Raw genomic sequence first — 21,996 nt, 5'->3', positions numbered from 1 at the left:
ACCAGAATCGATCAACCGCGGGCAGCCCACCACACGCGCAGCAGGGTGCGCACCGGGGTGGCTTCGATCGGCTTGCCTGCGGCCTGCGCCGCCACGCGTGCGCGCGCCAGGCTGGACCACACACGGCGCGGGCGCGGGCCGGGCACGCGACTGCCCCACCCCTTCAGCAGGTACTGCGCCCAGCGCTGCGCAGCCGTGCTGGAATCCTCATCCAGCAGGCTGCGCGGTACACCGGCCACGCCGGCATCCTGCAGGCGCTGGGCAAGGGTCTGCAGCTGCACCGCACGACCAGCGCCGGTGCGCGGCTTGTCGTTGAACAGCGCCGCTTCCACCGCGGCAACCGCGTCGGCGTAATTGGCCAGCGCACGCTCGGCACCGGCCGCATCCAGCGCGACCGTGCGCGCTTCAACCAGATCGGGCAGCGCTTCGGCCAGCTGCGCCCACGGCGCACGCACCGGTTCCAGCAAGCGACCCAACGGGTGGCGCGACCTGTGCGCAGCCCAGCTGCGCAGCTCCTCGCCCCACCAAGCCAGCTTGGCGTCGGCCGGCAACGGATCGCCGCCGGTATTGAGCATGTCGTCGAACTCCTGCAGCAGCGCAAACCACGCCACTGCAAGCTCGCGTTGCGATTCGGCCACGAACGGGGCGGCCACCGACCATTCCGGCCAACGGCTGCGCCACTTGTCGAGGAAACTGTCCAGCGCGGTACTGCTCACTACGTCATTCCTTACGGCTGGGCCGGGGCTGCCGGCCGGGTCGGCCAGAGACTGGCCAGTTGCAGAAGTCCGGCGTTCTCGACCAGCACGTCGGCCTGCCAGGCCAGCGGGTCGTCGCTGTGCAGGCGATAGCCCCACAATGCCGCCACCGACGGCATGGCCGCGGCACGCGCGGCGATGATGTCGCGCTCGTCGTCGCCCACGTACACGCAGTCTTCGGCGGCAACGGCGATCGCCTGCGCCGCGTGCAGCAGCGGCAGCGGATGCGGCTTGCGCTCGGCCAGGCTGTCACCGCCCACCAGCACCGCACAGCGCTGCTGCCAGCCATGCTGCGGCAGGATCAGACGCGCCAGGTACTCGGGCTTGTTGGTGACGATGCCCCACACCGTGCCGGCGTCGTCCAACGCGGCGAGCATGCCGGCCACGCCATCGAACAGCACCGCGTGCTGGCCGATCAATGCTTCATAGCGCTGCAGGAATTCCGGGATCAATGCATCGCGCGCAGCGGCATCCAGGTCCGGGAATGCCGCACCGACCATCGCGCGCGAGCCCTTGGACACCACCGGGCGCAGCAGTGCCGGATCGATCGGCGCACGGCCACGTTCGGCCAGCATCGCATCGCAGGTGGCAACGAAGTCCGGCGCGCTATCCAGCAGGGTGCCGTCCAGATCGAACAGCACCGCGCGCGGGAAGCGGGCAGAGGTCATGCCGGCTTGACCGCGTAGGCCAGGTAGTTGATGTCGGTGCGGCTGCTCAGGCGGGCGTGGTTGCGCCACGGCTCGTAGGCCATGCCACTGACATCCACCAGCTGCAGGTCGGCTTCGCGCAGCCAGCGTGCCAGCTCGGCCGGCTTGATGAATTCCTGGTAGTGATGCGTGCCCTTGGGCAGCAATCGCGCCACGTACTCGGCACCGACAATCGCCACCGCGAATGCGGCAGCGGTGCGGTTGATGGTCGACAGGAACAGGTGGCCGCCTGGCTTCAGCAGGCGCTTGCAGGCCTCGATGATCGCGCCCGGATCCGGCACGTGCTCGAGCATTTCCATGCAGGTGACCACATCGAAACTGCCCGGCTGCTCGGCAGCCAGGTCCTCGGCGGCCTGGACGCGATAATCCACCTTGGCACCGCTTTCCAGCGCGTGCAGGCGCGCGACCTTGACCAGTTCCGGGGCCAGGTCGATGGCGGTGACGTCGGCACCGGACTGCGCCAGCGCCTCGCTCAGCAGGCCGCCACCACAGCCGATGTCCAGCACGCGCGCACCGCGCAGCGGCACGCGGTCGGCCACATACTTCAGCCGCACCGGGTTCAGCGCATGCAGCGGCTTCTGCGGGCCATCAGCGTCCCACCAGCGGTTGGCCAGCGCGGCGAACTTGTCCAGCTCGGCCTGATCGAAATTGGAGGATGCGTGGGGGGCAGTCATGAGGGTGTCCTTGCGGCGCCAGGGTTCAGGCGCGGATATGGCGGATGCGCTCGCGCCACTGGCGCGCGTTGGCGATGATGCCCGGCAGGTCCATGCCGACCAGCTCGCGCTGCACCAGCTTCGGCTTGCCGGCAATCCAGACATCGCTGACCTGCTGGCGGCCGGTGGCGTACACCAGCTGCGACAGCACGTTGTGCAGCGGCTGGGTTTCCAGCGCGGACAGGTCGACGCAGACCAGGTCGGCCTGCTTGCCGACCTCGATCGAACCGATGCGGTCACCGAAGCCCAGCGCGCGGGCGCCGCCCAGCGTGGAGGCACGCAGCGTGGTGGCTGCATCCAGCGCGGTGGCGTCGTCGGCCACGGCCTTGGCCAGAATCGCCGCGGTGCGGTTCTCGCTGAACATGTCCAGGTCGTTGTTGCTGGCGCAGCCGTCGGTGCCGATCGCCAGGTTCACGCCAGCACGCTGCAGGGCGCAGGCCGGGCAGAACCCGGAGGCCAGCTTCAGGTTCGATTCCGGGCAATGCACCACGCTGACACCACGCTCGGCGCACAGGTGGATTTCCGCATCGGTCAGCTGGGTCATGTGCACCGCGATCAGGCGGTCGTTGACCAGACCGAGCCGATCCAGCCGCGCCAGCGGGCGCTGGCCGTGCAGCTTGATCGAATCGGTGATTTCCTGCGCGGTCTCGTGGGTGTGCAGGTGCACCTGCATGTCGAGCTGGTCGGACAGCATCCGCACCCGCTCGAAGTTGGCATCGTTGACAGTGTACGGCGCATGCGGCGCGAACGCGGTGCCGATCAGCGGATCGGTGCGCCACTGGTCATGCAGTTCACCGGCCTTGGCGAAGTACTCGTCGTCGGTCTTGGCCCAGGCGGTGGGGAAATCGATGATGACCGCGCCAACCAGCGCGCGGAAACCGTGCTTCTTGTAGACCGCGGCCTGCACATCGCCGAAGAAATAGTTCTCGTTGGCGCAGGTGGTGCCACCGCGCAGCATCTCGGCGATGGCCAGGGTGGTGCCGTCGGCAACGAATTCGGGGCCGATTACCGCGGCTTCCACCGGCCAGATGTGCTGCTGCAGCCAGGTCATCAGCGGCAGGTCGTCGGCGACGCCGCGCAGCAGGGTCATCGGGTTGTGCGTGTGCGCGTTGACCAGGCCCGGCATCAGCGCGGCCTCGGGGCGGCTGACCACCTGGGCGGCGCGGAAACGCGCGCGCGCCTCGGCACGCGGCAGGATCGCGATGATCTCGCTGCCACGCACGGCCACGGCGTAGTCTTCCAGCACCACCGCATGCGGCTCGATCGGAACGACGTAACCGGCTTCGATGAGCAGGTCGCAGGCTTCGGGGAGGTGCGGGCTATCGCTCATGCGGGCTCACTGGCTATTGAAGAAGGGCCTGGCGGGAGGCGGTAGCGCCGGGCCATGCCCGGCGGCTGTCCGCTGTGGCGCCATGGGCGCCAGCAACGGGTCCGGGCGGTGCCCGGAAAGCCGAGCACGGGCTCGGCTCTACAGTATGGTCGGCCTGCGGCCGGAACCTTACTTGACGCGTGCGGAGTACTCGCCCGAACGGGTGTCGACGCGGATCACTTCGTCCTGGTTGACGAACAGCGGCACGCGGACCACGGCACCGGTTTCCAGGGTGGCCGGCTTGCCGCCGCCGCCCGAGGTGTCGCCACGGACGCCCGGATCGGTTTCAGTGATCTTCAGTTCAACGAAGTTCGGCGGCTGCACGAAGATCGGCTCACCATTCCAGAGGGTGACCACGCAGGACTCTTCGCCCTTCAGCCACTTCTCGGCGCCGCCCATGCCGGCCTTGGTGGCCTGGACCTGCTCGAAGGATTCCGGGTCCATGAAGTGCCAGTACTCGCCGTCGCTGTACATGAAGTTCATGTCGGTATCGACGACGTCGGCTGCATCCAGCGAGTCGGTCGACTTCATGGTCACTTCCTGGGTACGGCCGTCCTTGATCAGGCGGTACTTCACGCGGGTGAAGGCCTGGCCCTTGCCCGGCTTGACGTATTCGGTGTCGATGATGACGGCCGGTTGGTTGTTGACCAGGATCTTCATCCCGTTCTTGACGTCGTTCATGCCGTAGCTGGCCATGCGTAAACTCCTGAGTGGCAAAAACGCCGCGGGTGCGGCGAGCCGTTAGAATGGAAAGCCCACCGGATGCCGGTGGGCGACTGTTTTTCTGCCCCCATGATAACCGCAGGCCCCCTCTCCATGCAGCTTTCCGCCTTCCCACGGCCCCAGTCGCCAGGTGCGCCCGCGCGCTGGCAGCAGCTCTGGCGCCAGGCGCTGCGCGACCCGCACGCGCTGCTGGCCCGGCTGCAGCTGGACCCGGCCGCGCTGGGCGTCTCGGAGGCGGCCATGGCCCAGTTCGCGCTACGCGTGCCGGAAGGCTTCGTGGCCCGCATGCGCCCTGGCGATGCGGCCGACCCGCTACTGCGCCAGGTGCTGCCGATCGACGAGGAAATGCGCCCGGTGCCCGGGTTCAGCTTCGATGCGGTGGGCGACGGTGCCGCCAAGAAGGCCACCGGCGTCATCCAGAAGTACCGTGGCCGTGCCCTGCTGGTCGCCACCGGCAGCTGCGCGATCAACTGCCGCTACTGCTTCCGCCGCCACTTCGACTATGGGGCGGAGAACGCTGCCAAGGGCGGCTGGCACGAGGCCGTAGCCGCCATCGCGGCCGACCCGGACATCGATGAGGTGATCCTGTCCGGCGGTGACCCGTTGTCACTGGCCACGCACAAGCTGGTCGAGCTGACCGACACCCTGCGCGCGATTCCGCATATCCGCCGCCTGCGCATCCATACCCGGCTGCCGATCGTGCTGCCGGAGCGCGTGGACGATGAACTGGTCTCCTGGCTGGGCAGCCTGCCCTGGCCGCTGGCGATCGTGGTCCACGCCAACCATGCCAATGAATTCGATGCCAGCGTGGACGCGGCGATGGCCCGCCTGCGCGGCATCGGCGCCCAGCTGCTGAACCAGGCGGTGTTGCTGCGCGGGGTCAACGACAGCGTGCAGGCCCTGCAGGACCTGAGCGAGCGCAGCTTCGCCGCCGGCGTGCTGCCCTACTACCTGCACCAGCTGGACCGGGTCGAGGGCGTGGCCCATTTCGAAGTGGACGATGCCCAGGCCAAGGCACTGATTGCCGGCCTGACCGCACGCCTGTCCGGCTACCTGATCCCCAAGCTGGTGCGCGAACTGCCCGGCGATCCGAGCAAGCGCCCGGTGTAGGAGCACTGCAGGGGTCAGATCCCTTTTCCGACGGAAAAGGGATCTGACCCCAGCACAACGTCAGTCGGTCAGATGCCCGATTCGATCATCCGCACCACTTCGGTGGCGGTCACCGGGTGGCTCAGCCAATAGCCCTGGCCAAGGTCGCAGCCGCGCTGCGCCAGCAGCTCGAACTGCGCCTGCTGCTCGATGCCTTCGGCCACTACGGTGATGCCCAGCGCGTGGGCCATGGCAATGATCGCCGTGGTCAGCGCGAGGTCATCGGGGTCACGCTGCATGTCGGCCACGAAACTCTTGTCGATCTTCACGCCGTCCACGGGTACCTGGCGCAGATGACTGAGCCCGGAGAAGCCGGTCCCGAAATCATCCAACCAGACCTTCACGCCGGTGCGGTGCAGCTTGTCCAGCAGCTGCGCGGCAACCATCTCGTCGCCGATCACGGCGGTTTCGGTCAGCTCCAGATGCAGGCGCGACGCCGGCAGCCCGGACTCATGCAGGCACTGCGCGACCAGTGCCGGCAGCTCACCGCCGCGCAACTGCCGTGGCGACACGTTGACCGACACGAACAGGTCGTCCCCGGCCGCCCCGCGCGGCCACTGCGAGGCCTCCATGCAGGCCGCACGCAGGACCTTCGGGCCGATGATCTCGATCAGCCCACTCTGCTCGGCTACCTCGATGAACACCGAGGGCGGAATCGTGCCCAGGGTCGGGTGCTGCCAGCGCAACAGTACTTCAACGCCGACCATCCGGCGGTCGCGCATGCGGAAGATCGGCTGGTAGGCCAGGCGCAATTCGCCGCGCTCCCAGGCACCGCGCAGCTCCTGTTCCATATGCACGCGACGCTCGACCGCATGGTCCATCGCCCGGCTGTAATAGCGATAGCAGTTCTTGCCGGCCATCTTCGCCTGGTACATGGCGATGTCGCCGTTCTTCAGCAGGGTGGTCGCATCGGCTGCATCGTCGGGGAACAGGGTCACGCCGATCGAGGTGCCCAGGAACAGTTCCCTGCCCTGCACCACCAGCGGCTTGCCCAGCTCGCGCACCAGCACTTCGGCCAGCAGCCGCGCGTTGGCGGCCACATCACCGTCGCCCACCAGGATCACGAACTCGTCTCCGCCGAAGCGCGCCAGCAGGGTTTCATCGCCCCCGGCCTCGGTGACCGCGCGGCCGATGCGCTGGGCGAACTGCAGCAATGCCTCATCGCCGGCCTCGTGGCCAAGGGTGTCATTGACCCGCTTGAAGTCGTCGATATCGGCGAACAGCAGGCCCAACCGGTGATTGGCGGCACGGGCGGCCATCAACCGATGATCAAGCGCCTCGCGGAATGCCAGCCGGTTGGTCAGCCCGGTCAGCGCGTCGGTATAGGCCATGCGCCGCACTTCGCGGTCATGGCGGGCGATCGCATCGCGCATCCGGGCGAAACCACGTACCAGTTCGCCGACCTCGTCGTCGCGGGTGTTCTCGGCCAGGGGCGTCTGGTAGTCACCGGCCTCGATGCGACGCGCGGCGACGGCAAGATCACGGATCGGCGCGACCAGGGTGCGCTGCACGTACAGGATCACCACCACGCCGATCACCACCAGCAGGCCCAGCATCAGCAGCAGCCAGCCCAGGTGACGGCTGCCGACCTGCTGCAGGCGCTCGCCCAGGGTGGCGTTGGCCGCCTGCTCGCGCTGCTGCACCTCATCCAGCGCCATGCCGACCCGGACGCCGCCAATGCGCTGGTTGCCGATCATGATCGGCATGGTGTTGTCGAGCACCTTCGGCGATTCCTGCACGACCAGCATCTGCGCGGCTGCAGCCTTGGGTGCCAGGGGATCGGCCATCGGCTGGCCGAATCCGGACACCTCGACCGAGCCGTCGTGTACCAGCCGGCCGCGTTCGTCGAACACCAGTACATAGCGCACCACGGGCTGGCGCGCGGTACTGCGTACCAGTACGCCGACCTGGTCCAGATCGCGGTAGTACAACGGGTTGGCCAGGGCGTCGGACAACTCACGCGCCATCGCCTCGCCGCGGCTGCGCACGCTGCGGTCGAACAGTTCATGGATGACGCCGCCGCTGAGGTTGCGCACCTCGCTCTGCATCGCCGTCTGCCGCCCCAACAACACTGCAAGGATCGCGATCACCACGACCATCGCCCCGCCCATCGCGAGCAGGAACCGGGCCTGCATCCCCGAGCCAAGCCACTTCATTCCACTTCCATCCGCACGCGCGTCAATCCTTGTTTCAATTCATCCAACCGCTGCTGCGCATGCGCATCGACGCGGTGGAACCCGGAAGTGCCAAAAAACCGATGCAGCGCCCCCTGCGCCTGCGGGTCGCTGGCTGCCTGCAGCAGCACTTCCTGCAGGCGATCGCGCACGCGTGGATCCAGGTCGGCGCGGACCATCTCCACCGCACGCGGGTAGGGTTCGGTGCGCAGCAGCTCGCGGAAGTCGCGCCGGAACGCTGCCGGCATCCGCCGCTCGTCATTCCAGTCCACGCTGCTCACCGCTCCCACGTCAACCACCCCCTTGTGCACGAACGTCGCGATGTTCAGCTCGCTGCGTGCAAATACGTAACCCACACTGTCCCGGCCCGGCATGTCCCATGCACCGGCCAGGATCTGCGGCGACAGGCCCTCCTGCAGCAACGTCATCACCGGCACCAGATAGGCACTGGTGGACGCCGTGTTCTGCAGGGCCAGGCGATGGCCCCGCAGATCCTGTACGCGCTGGATCGGGCTGTCGCGGCGCACGAAGAACACCGTCTGGTAATCACGCACGCCGTTGCGCTCGGTCAGCAGCAGTGGGCGGGCGCCACTGCGCTGGCCCAGCGCCACCGCAGTACCCGAGGTTTCGGTGACCCAGTCGACCCTGCCCCGCCGCAGATAGCTGGCCATCTGCTGCGGGTCGCGTGCCATCAGGATCCTCCCCTCCTTGATGCCAACGTCGTGCATGCGCGCCACCACGTAGTCCAGCAAGGGCTGCAGCTGTTCGTAATGCGCCTTGGGATCATCGCTGATCCGGCCCAGCACCAGTACCGGGTCCGGTGCTGCACGCACCGTCCCGGCCAGCAGGACCATGGCCAGGCTCAGCAGTCCCCCCTGCATTGCCTTTCGCAGACCCGACACAGGCTTCATCCCCCCTGGGTATCCAGACAGACTACCCGAAAAAATGAGAACGTCGTCAGCTGTCCTTGTTGCCCGCTTGTGCCAGTCGCGCCATGCGCTGGGTGTCGGCGAGGATGCCGCGCAACAGGCGCACTTCCTGCTCGCTGGGTTCGCTGCGCAGGAACAGGCGGCGCAGCTTGCGCATCGCCGATTCCGGGGCGCGGCCCTTGTGGAAATCGATCTCATCCAGCGTGTCGCCAAGCTGGGCGAAGAAGCTCTCCATCTGCTCGTGGCTGGCCGCCTGTTCGCGGAAGCCCGGCTCGGCGTCGGCTGCAGGCTGCGCACCCAGCAGCTGCATGCGCGTTTCATAGGCCAGCACCTGCACGGCAGCAGCCAGGTTGAGCGAGCTGAACTCCGGGTCGGACGGGATGTGCACCGCTGCATGGCACAGCTGCAGTTCCTCGTTGGTCAGGCCGGTGCGCTCACGGCCGAACACCAGCGCCACCTCGGCACCCTCGCCGGCCTTGGCCACCGCGCGGGCAGCGGCATCGGCCGGCAGGTACTCCTCCAGCTGGACACGGCGGGCACGGGCGGTGCAGCCCAGCACCAGGCGGCAGTCAGCCACGGCCTCGGCCAGAGTCGCCACCACCGGGGCGTCCCCCAGTACGTCTTCGGCACCGGCCGAGCGCCGGAAGGCCTCCTCGTCCAGCGGCTTTTCGGGAGCGACCAGTACCAGGCGGGCCAGGCCCATGGTCTTCAGGGCACGGGCGGCGGCCCCCATGTTGCCGGGGTGCTGGGTACCGACCAGGACGAATCGGAGGCGGGTGGCGGCGGGAAACTGGGACATGAACAGGGAAAAGGTCGAGCTGGACGATGACCAATGGTAAACTGTGCGGCCGGCCACTGCGCCGGACCCGCTCTTTTCCCCCGCCAGTCCATCTCTTCTGCCTTTCCGGGAGCCCACGCCATGCAGAAACCCGCCGTAACCGTCATGGTCAAGGCCGCCCGCCTCGCCGGCAACGTCCTGTTGCGCAACATCAACAAGCTCGAGGCACTGAACGTGGTGCAGAAGGGCCGGATGGACTACGCCAGCGAAGTGGATGCGGACGCGGAAAAGGTCATCGTCAAGGAACTCAAGCGCGCCTACCCGGACTACGGCATCTTCGGTGAAGAAGGTGGCGTGCAGGGCGAGCGCCGCCAGATGTGGGTCATCGACCCGCTGGACGGCACCAGCAACTACCTGCGCGGCGTGCCGCACTACTGCGTGTCGATCGCCCTGGTCGAAAACGGCGAGCCGACCGATGCGGTCATCTTCGACCCGCTGCGCAATGAACTGTTCACCGCCAGCCGGGGCGCGGGTGCCGTGCTGAACGACCGCCGCATCCGCGTGGCCGACCGCAAGGATCTGGAAGGCACGATGATCCACACCGGCTTCGCCCCGCGCGAGCGTTCCCGCGCCAGCGCCCAGCTCAAGGCAGTCGACGCCCTGCTGGTGCACGGCGAGGACATCCGCCGTACCGGTTCGGCGGCACTGGACCTGGCCTACGTGGCCTGCGGCCGCGCCGACGCCTACTTCGAAGCCGGCGTGAAGGCATGGGACATCGCTGCCGGCCTGCTGCTGGTCCGCGAGGCCGGCGGCAAGGTCTGCGACTTCAAGGGCGCGACCCTGGGCCGCATGGACAACCGCGGCCCGGAGACCCACCAGATCGTGGCCGGCAACCTGAAGGTGGCCGAGTCGCTGCAGAAGGTGCTGGTGAACACCGGCTACGCGGCGGAGTTCGACGCGAAGTTCTGAGATTCCGTGTAAAAGCGATTCATGGAGACGGCACCTGCGAAGGTGCCGTTTTCGTATCCGCGGTGATCGTGCTTGTCACTTTCTTTGCGCGCAAAGAAAGTAACCAAAGAAACGCTCCGCCGGCCGCGAGCCGACGCGCTGCGCACGCCGGTGCCCTGCGCTCCTCGGCCCGCCGAGGGACGGTGCGGGAACTCGCTGCGCTCAGACACCCACACCTCTTCGCCCTCGCCGGACCTGCGGTGCTCGGCTCGCTTGAAGGCGGACTGGAAGGTCAAGATCAAGAGCAACAGCATCCACGCATGGCGTGAATCTACGGGGTGCAGCTGTAGCATTTGACCTTGGGTCCGCCTTGAGCGAGCCGAGCATCGCAGGGGAATCAGGGGCGAAGAGGCGCCGATGTTTGAGCGAAGCGAGTTCGGCGCCGCCCCCTGATTCGCCGAGAAGCGCAGGGTACCGTCGCGTAGCGACGGCTCGCGCCCCGGCGGCGTGTTTCTTTGGTTACTTTCTTTGCACGAGCAAAGAAAGTGACACCTCTCCGCAGGCGCGGAAACGATACGCCGGGCATGGCCCGGCGCCACCAATGCGTCGGCGCGCAAACAAAAACGCCCGGCGCGAGGCCAGGCGTTCCTGCACTACCTTGAAAGCAGAAGCTTACGCCACCGTCGAAGCCCGCAGCGCGGCGATGCGCTCTTCCAGCGGCGGGTGGCTCATGAACAGCTTCTTCGCCGTCGAACCGGCAATACCGAACGCCGCGATCTGGGTCGGCAGCGTGCTCTGGCCGTGGTTGAGCTGCAGGCGCTCCAGCGCGGCGATCATCTTCTGACGACCGGCCAGCGAGGCACCACCCGCATCGGCGCGGAACTCGCGGTGGCGCGAGAACCACATCGCGATCATCGTGGCGAACAGGCCGAACACCATCTCCAGTACGAACACGATGATGTAGTAGGCGAAGCCGCGGCCGCCACCTTCGCGGTTGCCCGACAGCGCGCTGTCGATGATGCCGCCGACCACGCGGGCCAGCACGATCACGAAGGTGTTCAGCACACCCTGCAGCAGCGCCATGGTGATCATGTCACCGTTGGCGACGTGGGCGATCTCGTGGCCCAGCACCGCTTCGGCCTCGTCCTCGCTCATGTTGTGCAGCAGGCCGGTGGACACCGCCACCAGCGCATTGTTGCGGTTGGCGCCGGTGGCGAAGGCGTTGATCTCCGGGCCTTCGTACACGGCCACTTCGGGCATGCCGATGCCCGCCGCCTTGGCCTGGCGCTCGACCGTGGCCAGCAGCCAGCGCTCGGTCTGGTTGCGCGGCTCGGTGATCACCACCGCACCGGTGGAGCGCTTGGCCATCCACTTGGACAGCAGCAGCGAGATGAAGGACCCACCGAAACCAAAGATCGCGGCCATGACCAGCAGGCCGCTCATTTGGTTCGAATTGACCCCCAGCAACGACATCACGATGCTGGCGAGGATCAGGACCGCGAAATTGGTCGCCAGGAACAGGGCAATGCGGGTAAACATGGGAAAATCCGGCTCGGAAGGGGTCGATACCGGTCAATTTGCGGTGTGGTCAGCTTGAATTCAAGCGCCAACCTGACCGACGATTCAGCCTGCATGACCGCCAATGTTCCCTGCGGCCGCTTCGCGCCCTCGCCGACCGGCCTGCTCCACCCCGGATCCCTGCTCGCCGCCTTCGGCAGCTGGCTGCTCGCGCGCCATCACGGCGGCCTGTGGCGGCTGCGCATCGAAGACGTCGACCCGCCGCGCACCGTGCCCGGTGCCGCCGAGTCACAACTGCAGGCACTGACGGCGTTCGGTCTGGCCCACGATGGCCCGATCTTCTGGCAGAGCGCGCGTGGCGAGGCCTACCAGGCTGCGCTGGACATACTGCTCGCCAGCGACCAGGCCTTTGTCTGCCACTGCAGCCGCGGCGACCTGGCCGCCAGCGGCGGCATCCACCATCACTGCGTCGCCCGGCAACCGCGACCGGACCCCGCCGTCCGTTTCCGCGTGCCACCGGGCAGCATCGTGCACTTCGACGATGGCCTGCGCGGCCCGCAGCAGCAGGACGTGCATGCCGAGGTCGGCGACTTCGTGCTGCGCCGTGCCGATGGCTGCTGGGCCTACCAGCTGGCGGTGGTGGTCGATGACGCCGCGCAGGGGGTGACCGAAGTGGTGCGCGGTGCCGACCTGCTCGACTCCACGGCACGGCAGATCCTGCTGCAGCAGGCCTTGGGGCTGGCGGTACCGCGCTACTGGCACCTGCCGCTGCTGCTCGATGCCCCGGGCCACAAGCTGTCCAAGTCGCTGGCCGCGCTGCCGGTGGACAGTTCGCGCCCGCTGCCCGTGCTGCGCCAGCTCTGGCAACTGCTCGGCCAGGCACCTGAAGCGCTGGAACCTGCGCACGATCTGGACACGCTGCTGGCGGCCGCTCGGAATGCCTTCGACCCAGCGCGGCTGCCACGTACCGACATCCTGCTGCCAGCCGGCGCACTTTCCGCGCCGATGTTGCAGAATCACCCTTCCCCCACCTGATACCCGGACAGCACTCCATGACATCTCGCGTCGCACTGGTCACCGGCGGAACCGGCGGCATCGGTACCGCCATCTGCCAACGCCTGGCCGACCAGGGCCACCGGGTCGCCACCAACTACCGCGACGAGGCCAAGGCCCGCGCCTGGCAGCAGGCGATGACCGAACGCGGCTACAGCGTGTCGATCTTCCCGGGCGATGTCTCCGATCCGGGCAGCGCCGAAGCGCTGGTGCGTGCGGTCGAAGCCGCGCTGGGCCCGGTCGAGATCCTGGTCAACAACGCCGGCATCACCCGCGATACCACGTTCCATCGCATGCGCGCGGACCAGTGGCACGATGTGATCAATACCAACCTCAATTCGGTGTTCAACGTCACCCGTCCGGTCATCGAGGGCATGCGCCGCCGCGGCTGGGGCCGGGTCATCCAGATCAGCTCGATCAACGGCCTGAAGGGCCAGTACGGCCAGGCCAACTACGCGGCGGCCAAGGCCGGCATGCACGGTTTCACCATCTCGCTGGCGCGCGAGAACGCCGGCTTCGGCATTACCGTCAACACCATTTCGCCCGGCTACGTCGCCACCGACATGGTGATGGCGGTTCCGGAGGAAGTGCGCGCCAAGATCATCGCCGATATCCCCACCGGACGCCTCGGCAAGCCGGAGGAAATCGCCTACGGCGTCTCGTTCCTGGTTGCCGACGAAGCCTCGTGGATCACCGGTAGCAACCTGGACATCAACGGCGGCCACCATATGGGTTGGTAAGCCGCGCAGGGGACCCTCGCGGCGATCGCCGCCGGGCCCCTGCCAAGAGTCATGCTGCGCAGCACGCAAACCCTTGTTGCGCAACATGATCGCCGCCGAAAGCCAAGCCTGGCGGGGGCTGAGGCGGTTGCAACGGCTGCTGCACTGCGCCATGCTGCGCGTCTACTGTGACGAGTACCGCTTCATGGCTGCGACCCGCATCATCAAGAAGTATCCGAACCGCCGTCTCTACGACACCGAGATCTCCAGCTACATCACCATCGAGGACGTGCGCCAGCTGATCCTGGACGGTGAAGACTTCGAAGTCCGCGACGCCAAGAGCGGCGACGACCTCACGCGATCAGTCCTGCTGCAGATCATCGCCGACCAGGAACAGGACGGCGAACCGATGCTGTCCACCCAGCTGCTGAGCCAGTTGATCCGCTTCTACGGCGACTCCCTGCAGGGCTTCATGGGCAATTACCTGGAGCGCAGCATGCAGGTCTTCCTCGACCAGCAGCAGCAGTTCCGCCAGCAGATGGGCAACCTGCTGGGGCAGACCCCGTGGGCGATGATGAACCAGCTGACCGAGCGCAACCTGGAGCTGTGGCAGGAATTCCAGCGCAACATGGGCACGGGCTTCGGTGGCCCGCGCCCGGGCGGCACCGGAACGGGAACCGGGGCAGGTACCGGCAACAAGCCGAACGAACCGGGCGCCGGCACCGGCGGCAAGACCCGCCGCTGAGCTGCAGCAACGGTTGATACGAAAACGGCGCGCCCCTGGCGCGCCGTTTTGTTTGAATCGCGTCGGCGATACATCAGCGTTTCGCCTTGCACCCCGTGCATACGCGCTCGACCTTGTAACCCTTCGCCTTCAGCTTCTCGACCACGCCGTCGTTGCCCAGCAGGTGCAGCGTGCCCACCACCACCAGCGTGCCGCCCTGCCCGGCCTGCAGGTACGGCAGCAGCTTCGGCACCCAGGCGTCATTGCGGCCGGTATTGATGCGCTGGTAAAGCTGTGGATACTGCTGGCGCATTTCCGCCGCCATCCTGGTCCACAACAGGCGCTCGTCACCCCGGCGCCAGGCATCATGCAGCTGGCGTGCCTGCTCGTCGGCCTTGCCAGCCTGGTCCAGCGCTTCGGCCAGCATCTGCCGCTGTTCCTGCAGCGTCATTCCGTCGAGCATGCCGATCTGGGTATCGATGTCTTCCAGTCCCGCGGTCTTGCGCCCGGTCTTCTGCGCACGCTCCATGAAGTGACGATCCAGGCCCAGTGCGGGGTCCAGGCCCAGCTTCTGCATCTGCCCGACCGAAATGCTCAGGCCGACAAACCACGGCTTCATGCCCTGCATCTGCGCCAGCGGCAGCTTGTTCTCGGTGGCGAACACCTGCAGCTTCTGCCAGGTCGCAGCATCCAGGTCACGCTTGAGCTCGCTGCCATCGGTGCGGACCGCTGCCTGCACCATGCGGCTGGCCAGCTGTGGCGACTGCATGTCTTCCGGCGACAGTTCGAACACGACCCGCTGCGAGGCCTCGAACGCCTGTTCGACATCGGGCGACAACGGGTAGTCCTGCGGCTTCAGCAGGTGGAAGGAACCGAGCAGGTAGAGGCGCGAGTCGCCCGGTCCAGTCACTTTCCACAGCAACGGCACCGGCGGCTTGGCCACCGCTGCGCCAGCGATGTCGGCTTGCGTGGTACGCGCTGCAACCAGCGGTGCCAGCGCGCAGGCCGCCAGTACAACGGCGGTACGCAACAGGGATCTGATCGGCATATCAGCCTTCTCCTTCAGGCAGGTGGTAAGCCTTCTCGCCCGCTTCCACGCGCAGGTCCAGCCGGTTTTCCGGCGGCGCCAACGGGCAGGTCGCGTAGGCGGTGAACGCACACGGCGGGTTGTAGGCATGGTTGAAATCGATGCGTACCGTGCCATCGGCTGCCGGCGCATCGGTATCCAGGTAACGCCCCGCCGGATAGCTGCCGCGGCCACTGGTGCGGTCGGCAAAGATCAGGAACAGCGGTTGACCGGGCGCACCAATCGCCTCCAGCCGCCAACTGCGGCCATCACGCTGGAACTCGACCGCGCCTGCGTTGGGCATCTCGGTGGTCAGGCCAGTGATATCGACGATCGGCAGGGTTTTGCCCGGCGAGTGCGCGATGAAGCGCGCCTGCACCTGCCAGTCAGGACCACCCGGCCAGTACTCCAGTCCTGCAAAATCTCGGCGTGCCGGCGCATCGGCATGCTTGACCCGCAGCGCATCGCGCGGGCCGCGGCGGATGATGCTGAGCTGCCCCTTGCCACCATCGAAGGCCAGCAGCGTCGGCTGCGGATCCTTGTCGGTGTCGACACGGATGCGGCCGCGCACCGGCTGCCCGTCATGGCTGACGTCAACGCCGGCCTCAGGTGTGAACCACCATTGGCTGCCTTCGCGGCGCAGCAGGCCCAGCTTGTCCGGCCCAACCGCCAGGCGGATGCCATTGGTCGCGCCGCTGCCGACGAAGTGCGATTTGTTCTGCAGCCAGTGCAGGCCGACCAGCGCTGTCCAACCGTCCGGCCGGGTCAGATCCTGGTAGCGCGCTACCCGCCACTGCTGCTGCGTGGCCGCGTAGGCCGGATCTTCAGTGACCTTCGGCGCCGGCGGTGTCGCCGGGCTGCAGGCAACCAACACCAGAGCGGCCAGCAGGCCGCCCACTCCCCGATAACGCATCGATGCTCCCCTCAACGTCCGCGCAGGAACCAGCGGTCGATCTCCGCCAGCGAAAAACGGGCCCAGGTCGGTCGGCCGTGGTTGCACTGGCCAGACCGCTCGGTGATTTCCATGTCGCGCAGCAGCGCGTTCATCTCCGGCACGGTCAGGCGCCGGTTGGCGCGCACCGCACCATGGCAGGCCATGGTCGACAGCAGTTCATCGCGCGCACTGGCCACGCGCCGGCTCTGGCCGTGTTCGCGCAGGTCGGTCAGCACGTCGCGCAGCAACCCTTCCGGTTCGGCATGCGCCAACAGCGCTGGAATGCTGCGCACATGCAGGGATCCGGGGCCGGCGCGGGTCACCTCGAAGCCGAGCGCCGCCAGTGTGTCGGCTTCGCTTTCGGCAGTGTCGGCCTCACGCTCGCCCACTGCCAGCGTGATCGGCACCAGCAGCGGCTGCGACTGCAGGCCGATACCGTCGTGCGCGTTCTTCAGGCGCTCGTAACCGATGCGCTCGTGCGCGGCATGCATATCGACCACGATCAAGCCTTCTGCATTCTCGGCCAGGATGTAGATGCCATGCAGCTGCGCGATCGCGTAGCCCAGCGGCGGCACGCCTGCGTCGGCACTGGTGACCGGCAGTCCGTTCTCGGTCGGCATTGGCGGCAGCGCAGCACCGCGCTCGGCGCCGGCTGGTGCGGCATACAGCGCGGCATAGGCAGCCGGAGCATCGGCCACCTGCAGCCCCAGCGGTTGCTGCGGGCGCCAACCAGAGAATCCACCACCGCCGCCACTCGAACCGGCACCCGGTGCGGCACCGCGGACCAGACCGAAACCGGAGGCGCCCGCACTGGAGACCATCGATGCCGCACCTGCATCCGCCGGATGCGCGGAGCCGGCACCGATGTCCTGCGCCGACATGCCGGCACGGGTATCGGCCAGCGCATCCTTCAGCGTGCGGTAGACAAAATCATGCACCAGCCGCGAATCACGGAAACGCACCTCGTGCTTGGCCGGGTGCACGTTGACATCAACGCGGGTCGGGTCGAGCTCAAGGAACAGCACATAGGCCGGCTGGCGACCGTGGTACAACACGTCGCCGTAAGCCATCTTCACCGCATGGGCGACGCTGCGGTCGCGCACCGAACGGCCGTTGACGTACAGGTACTGCTGGTCGGCGCTGGCGCGCGAATAATGCGGTTGCGCGATCCAGCCGTGCAGGCGCAGGCCGGCACCACTGTGGTCGACGCGCACGGCCTGGTTGGCGAAATCCTCGCCCAGCGTTTCAGCCAATCGCGCATCGGAATACAGATCGCCCGGCTTGTAGCGGCGCGAGGCCTTGCCGTTGTGCGACACGCGCAGCTCGACATCCGGCCGCGCCAGCGCCAGCGAACGCAGCCATTCTTCGATATGGCCCAGCTCGGTACGCTCGGCGCGCAGGAACTTGCGCCGCGCCGGTACGTTGTAGAACAGCTCGCGCACTTCTACCGTGGTGCCCGGCGCATGCGCGCGCGGGGTCACTTCGCCGATCTTGCCGCCTTCGATCTGCAGCGCCGAACCGTGTTCGTCATGTGCGCGACGCGAGGACAGGGTGAAACGGCTGACCGAGGCGATCGACGGCAGCGCTTCACCCCGGAAGCCGAGCGTGGCCACCGATTCGAGGTCGTCCAGATCGGCGATCTTGCTGGTGGCATGGCGCGATACCGCCAGCGGCAGCTGTTCCGGTGCGATGCCACTGCCGTTGTCGCGGATGCGGATCAGGCGTACACCGCCCTCTTCAAGATCGATATCAACGCGGCTGGCACCGGCGTCGATCGCGTTCTCGACCAGCTCCTTGACCACCGACGCGGGACGTTCGACCACTTCGCCGGCGGCGATCTGGTTGATGAGGATCTCCGGCAACGGCCGGATCGGGCGCGGATGGGTAGCAGACGTCATGCGGGGATGATAACGGAGCGGCCGAGGGTAGAGTCGAGCCATGCTCGACTGACGGGCTACCGGCAAGGCCCAGTCGGGCATGAATCATCCCGCGTGCCCAGCGGCAGGGTTCGCGCGCATGGCGTTGCGTTCATCAGAAGGGCGCCCATCGGTCATGGGGCGCGGCTCGACTCTACAGAAAGCAGTAACCCGCCTTCGGCGGGTTACTTGCTGCCGCCGGCCATGGTGCCGGCTGCGTCGATCTCGGCCTGGGCGCGGGCGGCATACAACGTGCCCGGTGGCGGCTGGCGGCTGAAGAAGGTATGCACACCGTCCAGCACGGCACCGGCGATCTTGCGCTGGTAGGCCGGGTCGATCAGGCGGCGCTCTTCATCCGGGTTGGAGATGAACGCGGTTTCCACCAGCATCGCCGGCATGTCCGAGGTGCGCAGCACCGCGAAGTTGGCGCGCTCGATGTTCGGCTTGTGGTTGTTGCCGATCCGCTTCAGGCCGCCCAGCACGTGGCCGGCCGCGTCCTCGGACGCCTTCATGTAGCCGCTCTGGGCCAGATCCAGCAGCACGTTGGCAAGCGTGCCTTCGGTCTGCTGCAGGCGCACGCCACCGACCAGGTCGGCCGCGTTTTCCTTGTCCGCCAGCCAGCGGGCGCGCTGCGAAGAGGCGCCCTTGGTCGACAGCACGTACACCGACGAACCGGTGGCCGAACGGTTTTCGGCCGCGTCGGCATGGATCGAAATGAAGATGTCGGCCTTGTTCGCACGCGCCTTCTGTGCGCGCATCGGCAGCGGGATGAACACGTCGCTGTCGCGGGTGAGGTACGCCTTCAGGCCCGGCGTCGCATTGACCTGGCGGGCCAGTTCACGCGCCACCGCCAGGGTGACATCCTTTTCGCGCTTGCCGGTCGGGCCGATCGCGCCCGGATCCTGGCCGCCGTGACCCGGATCGATGGCCACCACCAGATGACGCATGCCAGCCTGCATGCGGATGCGCGACGCATCGCTGGGCATGGCCGGACGCGGCGGTTCCACTGGCGTCGGTGCCGGTGCAGGCACCGTAGCCGGCGGCGTGGTCACCACCGCTGCGGTGCGCTGTCCAGCCAGGATCGCGGCCGGCGACGAAGAAGGCGAGCTGCTGGCCACGGTACCGGCCGCCGCGACCTGGGCCGGTGCAGTGGACGGCGCCGGGGTGGGCGTGGCCGGCGCGGCGGCAGTGGCACTGGCCTGCTGGCGAACCTGGGCAGTCAGCAGCGCGGTGGCACGCGCAGCATCGGAACGCGACTGCGCGCTCTCCGTCGGCGTCGGCGTCGGTGCAGGCGTGTTGACCGGTGCCTGTGGCTGCACCGCCGGCGTCACTGCAGGACGGCTGGCGGCCACGGCCGGGCCATCGCCCGGCCATTCGATCACCAGCTTGGATTCATTCCCCTCGCGCTGCATCTGTGGGCGGAACGGCGCCACCGATTCAGCAAGGTCGAAAACGACACGGAAGGTGCCCGGCACCGGCTGTCCGGTACGCACCGCCGTAACCACGCCCTGCGCAGCCGGCATTTTCAGGTTGCGTATGGCGCTGGAGTCGGGGAAATCGACCACCAGGCGGTTCGGACCGGCCAGAGAAAGCGTCTTGTAGCCGCCACTGCCGACCAGCGAGATTTCGGCACGGGTGCCGGTAGCGCCGGTATTCAGCAGGACCTGGCGGACTTCACCGGCCCACGCACTGACGCTCGCCAGACCCAGTCCGACGGCGGCACAGATGGCGATGAGACGGTTCCCCGGGCGCATGGCTCAGGATTCAATCACCGCGCTGAACGGAATGCAACACCTTTTTCCTTAATAATCCGTAACCTGCCGGTCTTTGTTCTCGTCAGCCGACAGAAATGGCCTGCAAGTCACCCCCTTGGGGAAGCCGCTTCAGCCATTCATGTCCGACGTCGCTTACTCCAGTGAGACGCGCGCGACGCCCCTGCCCCTCGATCTCCAGCGCCACCACCAGGTCGGTCGGCGGTAGCGCGCCGGCGCCCCGTTCCGGCCATTCCACCAGCCACAGCACCGCGCTGCCCTCGTCCAGGCCGAGGAAATCCAGCTCACCGGCCTGGCCGATGCGGTACAGGTCCAAGTGCCACGCCTCACCGCCACTGGCCAGCGGATAGCGCTCGACCAGGGTGTAGGTGGGGCTGCGGATCGCGCCCTGCACGCCCAGCGCGCGCAGCAGTGCGCGGGCGGTGGTGGATTTGCCGGCGCCCAGGTCGCCGCGCAGTTCAACCAGCGCCTGCGGCGGCCGGGTGGCCGCCAGCCATTGCCCGAGCAGTTCAGTGGCATCGCTGTCGGCAAGGAAGAAATCGATCATCGAGAGAGTTCCGGGTTGGCCAGTCGCCGCAACGGCGACAGCAGATCAGTAGGAAGCAGGCCGCGCACGCCATCGGCGGCCGCGGCGTCGCCCGCGAGCGCATGCAGCAGTGCACCAGCGGCGGCAGCGTCGAAGGCGGCCAGCCCCTGCGCGCGCAGGCTGGCAATGATGCCGGTGAGCAGGTCGCCCATGCCTCCCACGGCCATGCCGGGATTGCCTGCACCGATCAGCCGTGGCGCCTGCCCGGGGGCCGTCACGATGCTGCCTGCGCCCTTCAGCACCACCACGGCGTGGAAGCGTTCGGCCAACGCCTGCGCACAGCGGTAGCGATCAGCCTGGATGTCAGCGGTACTGCAGCCGAGCAGGCGCGCGGCCTCGCCCGGATGTGGCGTAAGGATGGCGTCCGGTAGCGCGCGCGGATCCTGCGCCAGCAGGTTCAGCGCATCGGCGTCGACCACCAGCGGCTTGGCGCTGGCCAGCACCCGCGCAAACAGTGCACGCGCCCATTCGTCCTGGCCCAGACCGGGGCCAATCGCGACCACCCTGGCCTTGTCCAGCAGCGCCGGCAGCACATCGCCGTCTTCCAGCGCGTGGGTCATCGCCTCCGGCAGGCGCGCCAGCAACGGACCGACGTGATCGCGGCGGGTACCCAGGCTCAGCAATCCCGCGCCCGCACGCAAAGCGGCCTCGGCCGCCATGGCGATGGCGCCGCCGCTGCCATGGTTGCCGCCGACGCACAGCACGTGCCCGGATTCGCCCTTGTGGGTGTTGGCGCGGCGCGGCGGCAGCAGTGCCGGCAAGCAGGCCTGGGTCCAGTGCTCCGCGGCGGGTGACACGCCCTGCCGTGCGGCCGCGGGCAGCTGCAGCGGCGCCAGCGCCTTCTGGCCGCAATGATCCAGCGCGTCGCCGGTATACAGCCCGCGATGCGGCACGATGAACTGCAGGGTCAAAGCGGCCTTCACGGCCACGCCCGGTACGGCACCGCGATCGGCATCGACGCCACTGGGGACGTCCAGCGCCAATACCGGTACCGCCTGCGCGTTGAGCGCGACAATCAGCGCCTGCGCCACGCCTTCCGGCGCGCGATCGCAGCCCAGACCGAACAGGGCATCAACCCAGATATCGGCCTCGGGCAGCACGCCGTCGAAATCGGTGATGGTGCCGCCGCCGGACTTGAATTCCGATGCTGCACGCTGTGCCAGCACGGTTGACGGTGACTTCCCCGGCAAGGCGATCACCATCACCTCACGCCCGGCCTGCAGCGCGTGGCGGGCCAGCACATGGCCATCGCCACCGTTGTTGCCCGCTCCGACCACCACGCCGATCCGCCGCGCCTGCGGCCAGTGCTGCAGCAGGCACTGCCAGGCAGCCTGGCCGGCCTGCGCCATCAGGCCCCAGCCGCCCTCGGCAGCCAGTGCCGAGGCCTGCGCATCGAGCGCACGCGCGGCAGCAGAATCGAACAGATCGGCGAGGTTGGCCATGCAGGGATTTTATACTGGTGC

20 protein-coding genes are annotated in these 21,996 nt (G+C 67.7%); 5 read left to right on the top strand and 15 right to left on the bottom strand.

All coding sequences use genetic code 11. From position 1 onward, the window contains the following. Nucleotides 1-11 precede the first annotated feature (11 nt). The 5 genes from RI032_RS15745 to efp all read right to left on the bottom strand — a co-directional run bounded on the left by RI032_RS15745 (nt 12) and on the right by efp (nt 4,240). Complete coding sequence (locus tag RI032_RS15745) at nt 12-716, bottom strand: squalene/phytoene synthase family protein (protein ID WP_053443313.1); 705 nt, start codon at nt 714-716, stop codon at nt 12-14. An 11-nt stretch (nt 717-727) separates the two neighbouring features. Next, on the bottom strand, nt 728-1,423 hold the full coding sequence (locus tag RI032_RS15740; RefSeq protein WP_019336837.1) for a phosphoglycolate phosphatase: 696 nt from the start codon (nt 1,421-1,423) through the stop codon (nt 728-730). Beyond that, the gene (gene ubiG, locus RI032_RS15735) at nt 1,420-2,136 is read right to left on the bottom strand and encodes a bifunctional 2-polyprenyl-6-hydroxyphenol methylase/3-demethylubiquinol 3-O-methyltransferase UbiG (RefSeq protein ID WP_305730271.1); all 717 of its coding nucleotides are present in this window, start codon (nt 2,134-2,136) and stop codon (nt 1,420-1,422) included. Before ubiG ends, RI032_RS15740 begins: the two co-directional genes overlap by 4 nt. 25 nt (nt 2,137-2,161) lie before the next feature. Continuing rightward, nucleotides 2,162-3,505 (bottom strand): TRZ/ATZ family hydrolase, encoded by a 1,344-nt coding sequence (locus tag RI032_RS15730; RefSeq protein ID WP_312250911.1) that lies wholly within the window; start codon nt 3,503-3,505, stop codon nt 2,162-2,164. Nucleotides 3,506-3,673: 168 nt separating this feature from the next. After that, nucleotides 3,674-4,240, bottom strand: coding sequence for an elongation factor P (gene efp / locus RI032_RS15725; RefSeq protein WP_005410381.1), 567 nt, complete (start codon nt 4,238-4,240; stop codon nt 3,674-3,676). A 120-nt stretch (nt 4,241-4,360) separates the two neighbouring features. Here efp and epmB point away from each other — a divergent pair, with 120 nt between their 5' ends. Continuing rightward, nucleotides 4,361-5,377 (top strand): EF-P beta-lysylation protein EpmB, encoded by a 1,017-nt coding sequence (gene epmB / locus RI032_RS15720; protein ID WP_322547288.1) that lies wholly within the window; start codon nt 4,361-4,363, stop codon nt 5,375-5,377. Between the two features lie 68 nt (nt 5,378-5,445). On the opposite strand, the gene RI032_RS15715 is transcribed toward epmB, so the two are convergent. The 3 genes from RI032_RS15715 to RI032_RS15705 all read right to left on the bottom strand — a co-directional run bounded on the left by RI032_RS15715 (nt 5,446) and on the right by RI032_RS15705 (nt 9,318). After that, the gene (locus RI032_RS15715) at nt 5,446-7,572 is read right to left on the bottom strand and encodes a putative bifunctional diguanylate cyclase/phosphodiesterase (protein ID WP_049482288.1); all 2,127 of its coding nucleotides are present in this window, start codon (nt 7,570-7,572) and stop codon (nt 5,446-5,448) included. Further along, complete coding sequence (locus RI032_RS15710) at nt 7,569-8,471, bottom strand: phosphate/phosphite/phosphonate ABC transporter substrate-binding protein (RefSeq protein WP_032952775.1); 903 nt, start codon at nt 8,469-8,471, stop codon at nt 7,569-7,571. The genes RI032_RS15715 and RI032_RS15710 overlap by 4 nt, the downstream gene beginning before the upstream one ends. Nucleotides 8,472-8,547: 76 nt before the next feature. Then, nucleotides 8,548-9,318 carry an RNA methyltransferase gene (locus tag RI032_RS15705; protein WP_010486603.1) on the bottom strand — a complete coding sequence of 257 codons (771 nt, stop codon included), beginning with the start codon at nt 9,316-9,318 and terminating at the stop codon, nt 8,548-8,550. A gap of 120 nt (nt 9,319-9,438) precedes the next feature. Here RI032_RS15705 and RI032_RS15700 point away from each other — a divergent pair, with 120 nt between their 5' ends. Further along, nucleotides 9,439-10,266: an inositol monophosphatase family protein gene (locus tag RI032_RS15700; protein ID WP_005417749.1), complete on the top strand. Its 828-nt coding sequence runs from the start codon at nt 9,439-9,441 to the stop codon at nt 10,264-10,266. 651 nt (nt 10,267-10,917) lie between these two features. On the opposite strand, the gene htpX is transcribed toward RI032_RS15700, so the two are convergent. Next, a complete protein-coding gene (gene htpX / locus RI032_RS15695; protein WP_322547287.1) occupies nt 10,918-11,784 on the bottom strand; it encodes a protease HtpX in 867 nt (288 codons plus the stop codon). 93 nt (nt 11,785-11,877) lie between these two features. Between htpX and gluQRS the strand changes: the two genes are divergently transcribed. The 3 genes from gluQRS (at nt 11,878) to phaR (ending at nt 14,280) form a co-directional block, all read left to right on the top strand. Beyond that, nucleotides 11,878-12,798 carry a tRNA glutamyl-Q(34) synthetase GluQRS gene (gene gluQRS, locus RI032_RS15690; RefSeq protein ID WP_053443317.1) on the top strand — a complete coding sequence of 307 codons (921 nt, stop codon included), beginning with the start codon at nt 11,878-11,880 and terminating at the stop codon, nt 12,796-12,798. Between the two features lie 17 nt (nt 12,799-12,815). Next, a complete protein-coding gene (phbB, locus tag RI032_RS15685; RefSeq protein WP_010486596.1) occupies nt 12,816-13,556 on the top strand; it encodes an acetoacetyl-CoA reductase in 741 nt (246 codons plus the stop codon). A gap of 184 nt (nt 13,557-13,740) precedes the next feature. Further along, a complete protein-coding gene (phaR, locus tag RI032_RS15680) occupies nt 13,741-14,280 on the top strand; it encodes a polyhydroxyalkanoate synthesis repressor PhaR (RefSeq protein ID WP_010486594.1) in 540 nt (179 codons plus the stop codon). A gap of 73 nt (nt 14,281-14,353) precedes the next feature. Here phaR and RI032_RS15675 read toward each other — a convergent pair whose 3' ends face one another. The 6 genes from RI032_RS15675 to RI032_RS15650 form a co-directional block, all read right to left on the bottom strand. After that, nucleotides 14,354-15,307, bottom strand: coding sequence for a TraB/GumN family protein (locus RI032_RS15675; protein WP_322547286.1), 954 nt, complete (start codon nt 15,305-15,307; stop codon nt 14,354-14,356). Nucleotide 15,308: 1 nt separating this feature from the next. Next, a complete protein-coding gene (locus tag RI032_RS15670) occupies nt 15,309-16,238 on the bottom strand; it encodes a DUF1684 domain-containing protein (RefSeq protein ID WP_043400900.1) in 930 nt (309 codons plus the stop codon). 11 nt (nt 16,239-16,249) lie between these two features. Continuing rightward, a complete protein-coding gene (gene mutL / locus RI032_RS15665; protein ID WP_019336846.1) occupies nt 16,250-18,157 on the bottom strand; it encodes a DNA mismatch repair endonuclease MutL in 1,908 nt (635 codons plus the stop codon). Nucleotides 18,158-18,360: 203 nt separating this feature from the next. After that, the gene (locus tag RI032_RS15660; protein WP_322547285.1) at nt 18,361-19,929 is read right to left on the bottom strand and encodes an N-acetylmuramoyl-L-alanine amidase; all 1,569 of its coding nucleotides are present in this window, start codon (nt 19,927-19,929) and stop codon (nt 18,361-18,363) included. An 82-nt stretch (nt 19,930-20,011) separates the two neighbouring features. Further along, the gene (gene tsaE / locus RI032_RS15655) at nt 20,012-20,494 is read right to left on the bottom strand and encodes a tRNA (adenosine(37)-N6)-threonylcarbamoyltransferase complex ATPase subunit type 1 TsaE (RefSeq protein ID WP_043400894.1); all 483 of its coding nucleotides are present in this window, start codon (nt 20,492-20,494) and stop codon (nt 20,012-20,014) included. Next, the gene (locus RI032_RS15650; RefSeq protein WP_322547284.1) at nt 20,491-21,975 is read right to left on the bottom strand and encodes an NAD(P)H-hydrate dehydratase; all 1,485 of its coding nucleotides are present in this window, start codon (nt 21,973-21,975) and stop codon (nt 20,491-20,493) included. Before RI032_RS15650 ends, tsaE begins: the two co-directional genes overlap by 4 nt. Between the last annotated feature and the right edge of the window lie 21 nt (nt 21,976-21,996).

Origin of the sequence: Stenotrophomonas geniculata, assembly GCF_034508895.1 — a bacterium.
Lineage (GTDB): Bacteria > Pseudomonadota > Gammaproteobacteria > Xanthomonadales > Xanthomonadaceae > Stenotrophomonas > Stenotrophomonas geniculata.
The sequence above is the reverse complement of the archived record's forward strand: the minus strand, read 5'-3'. Positions and strand labels throughout refer to the sequence as shown.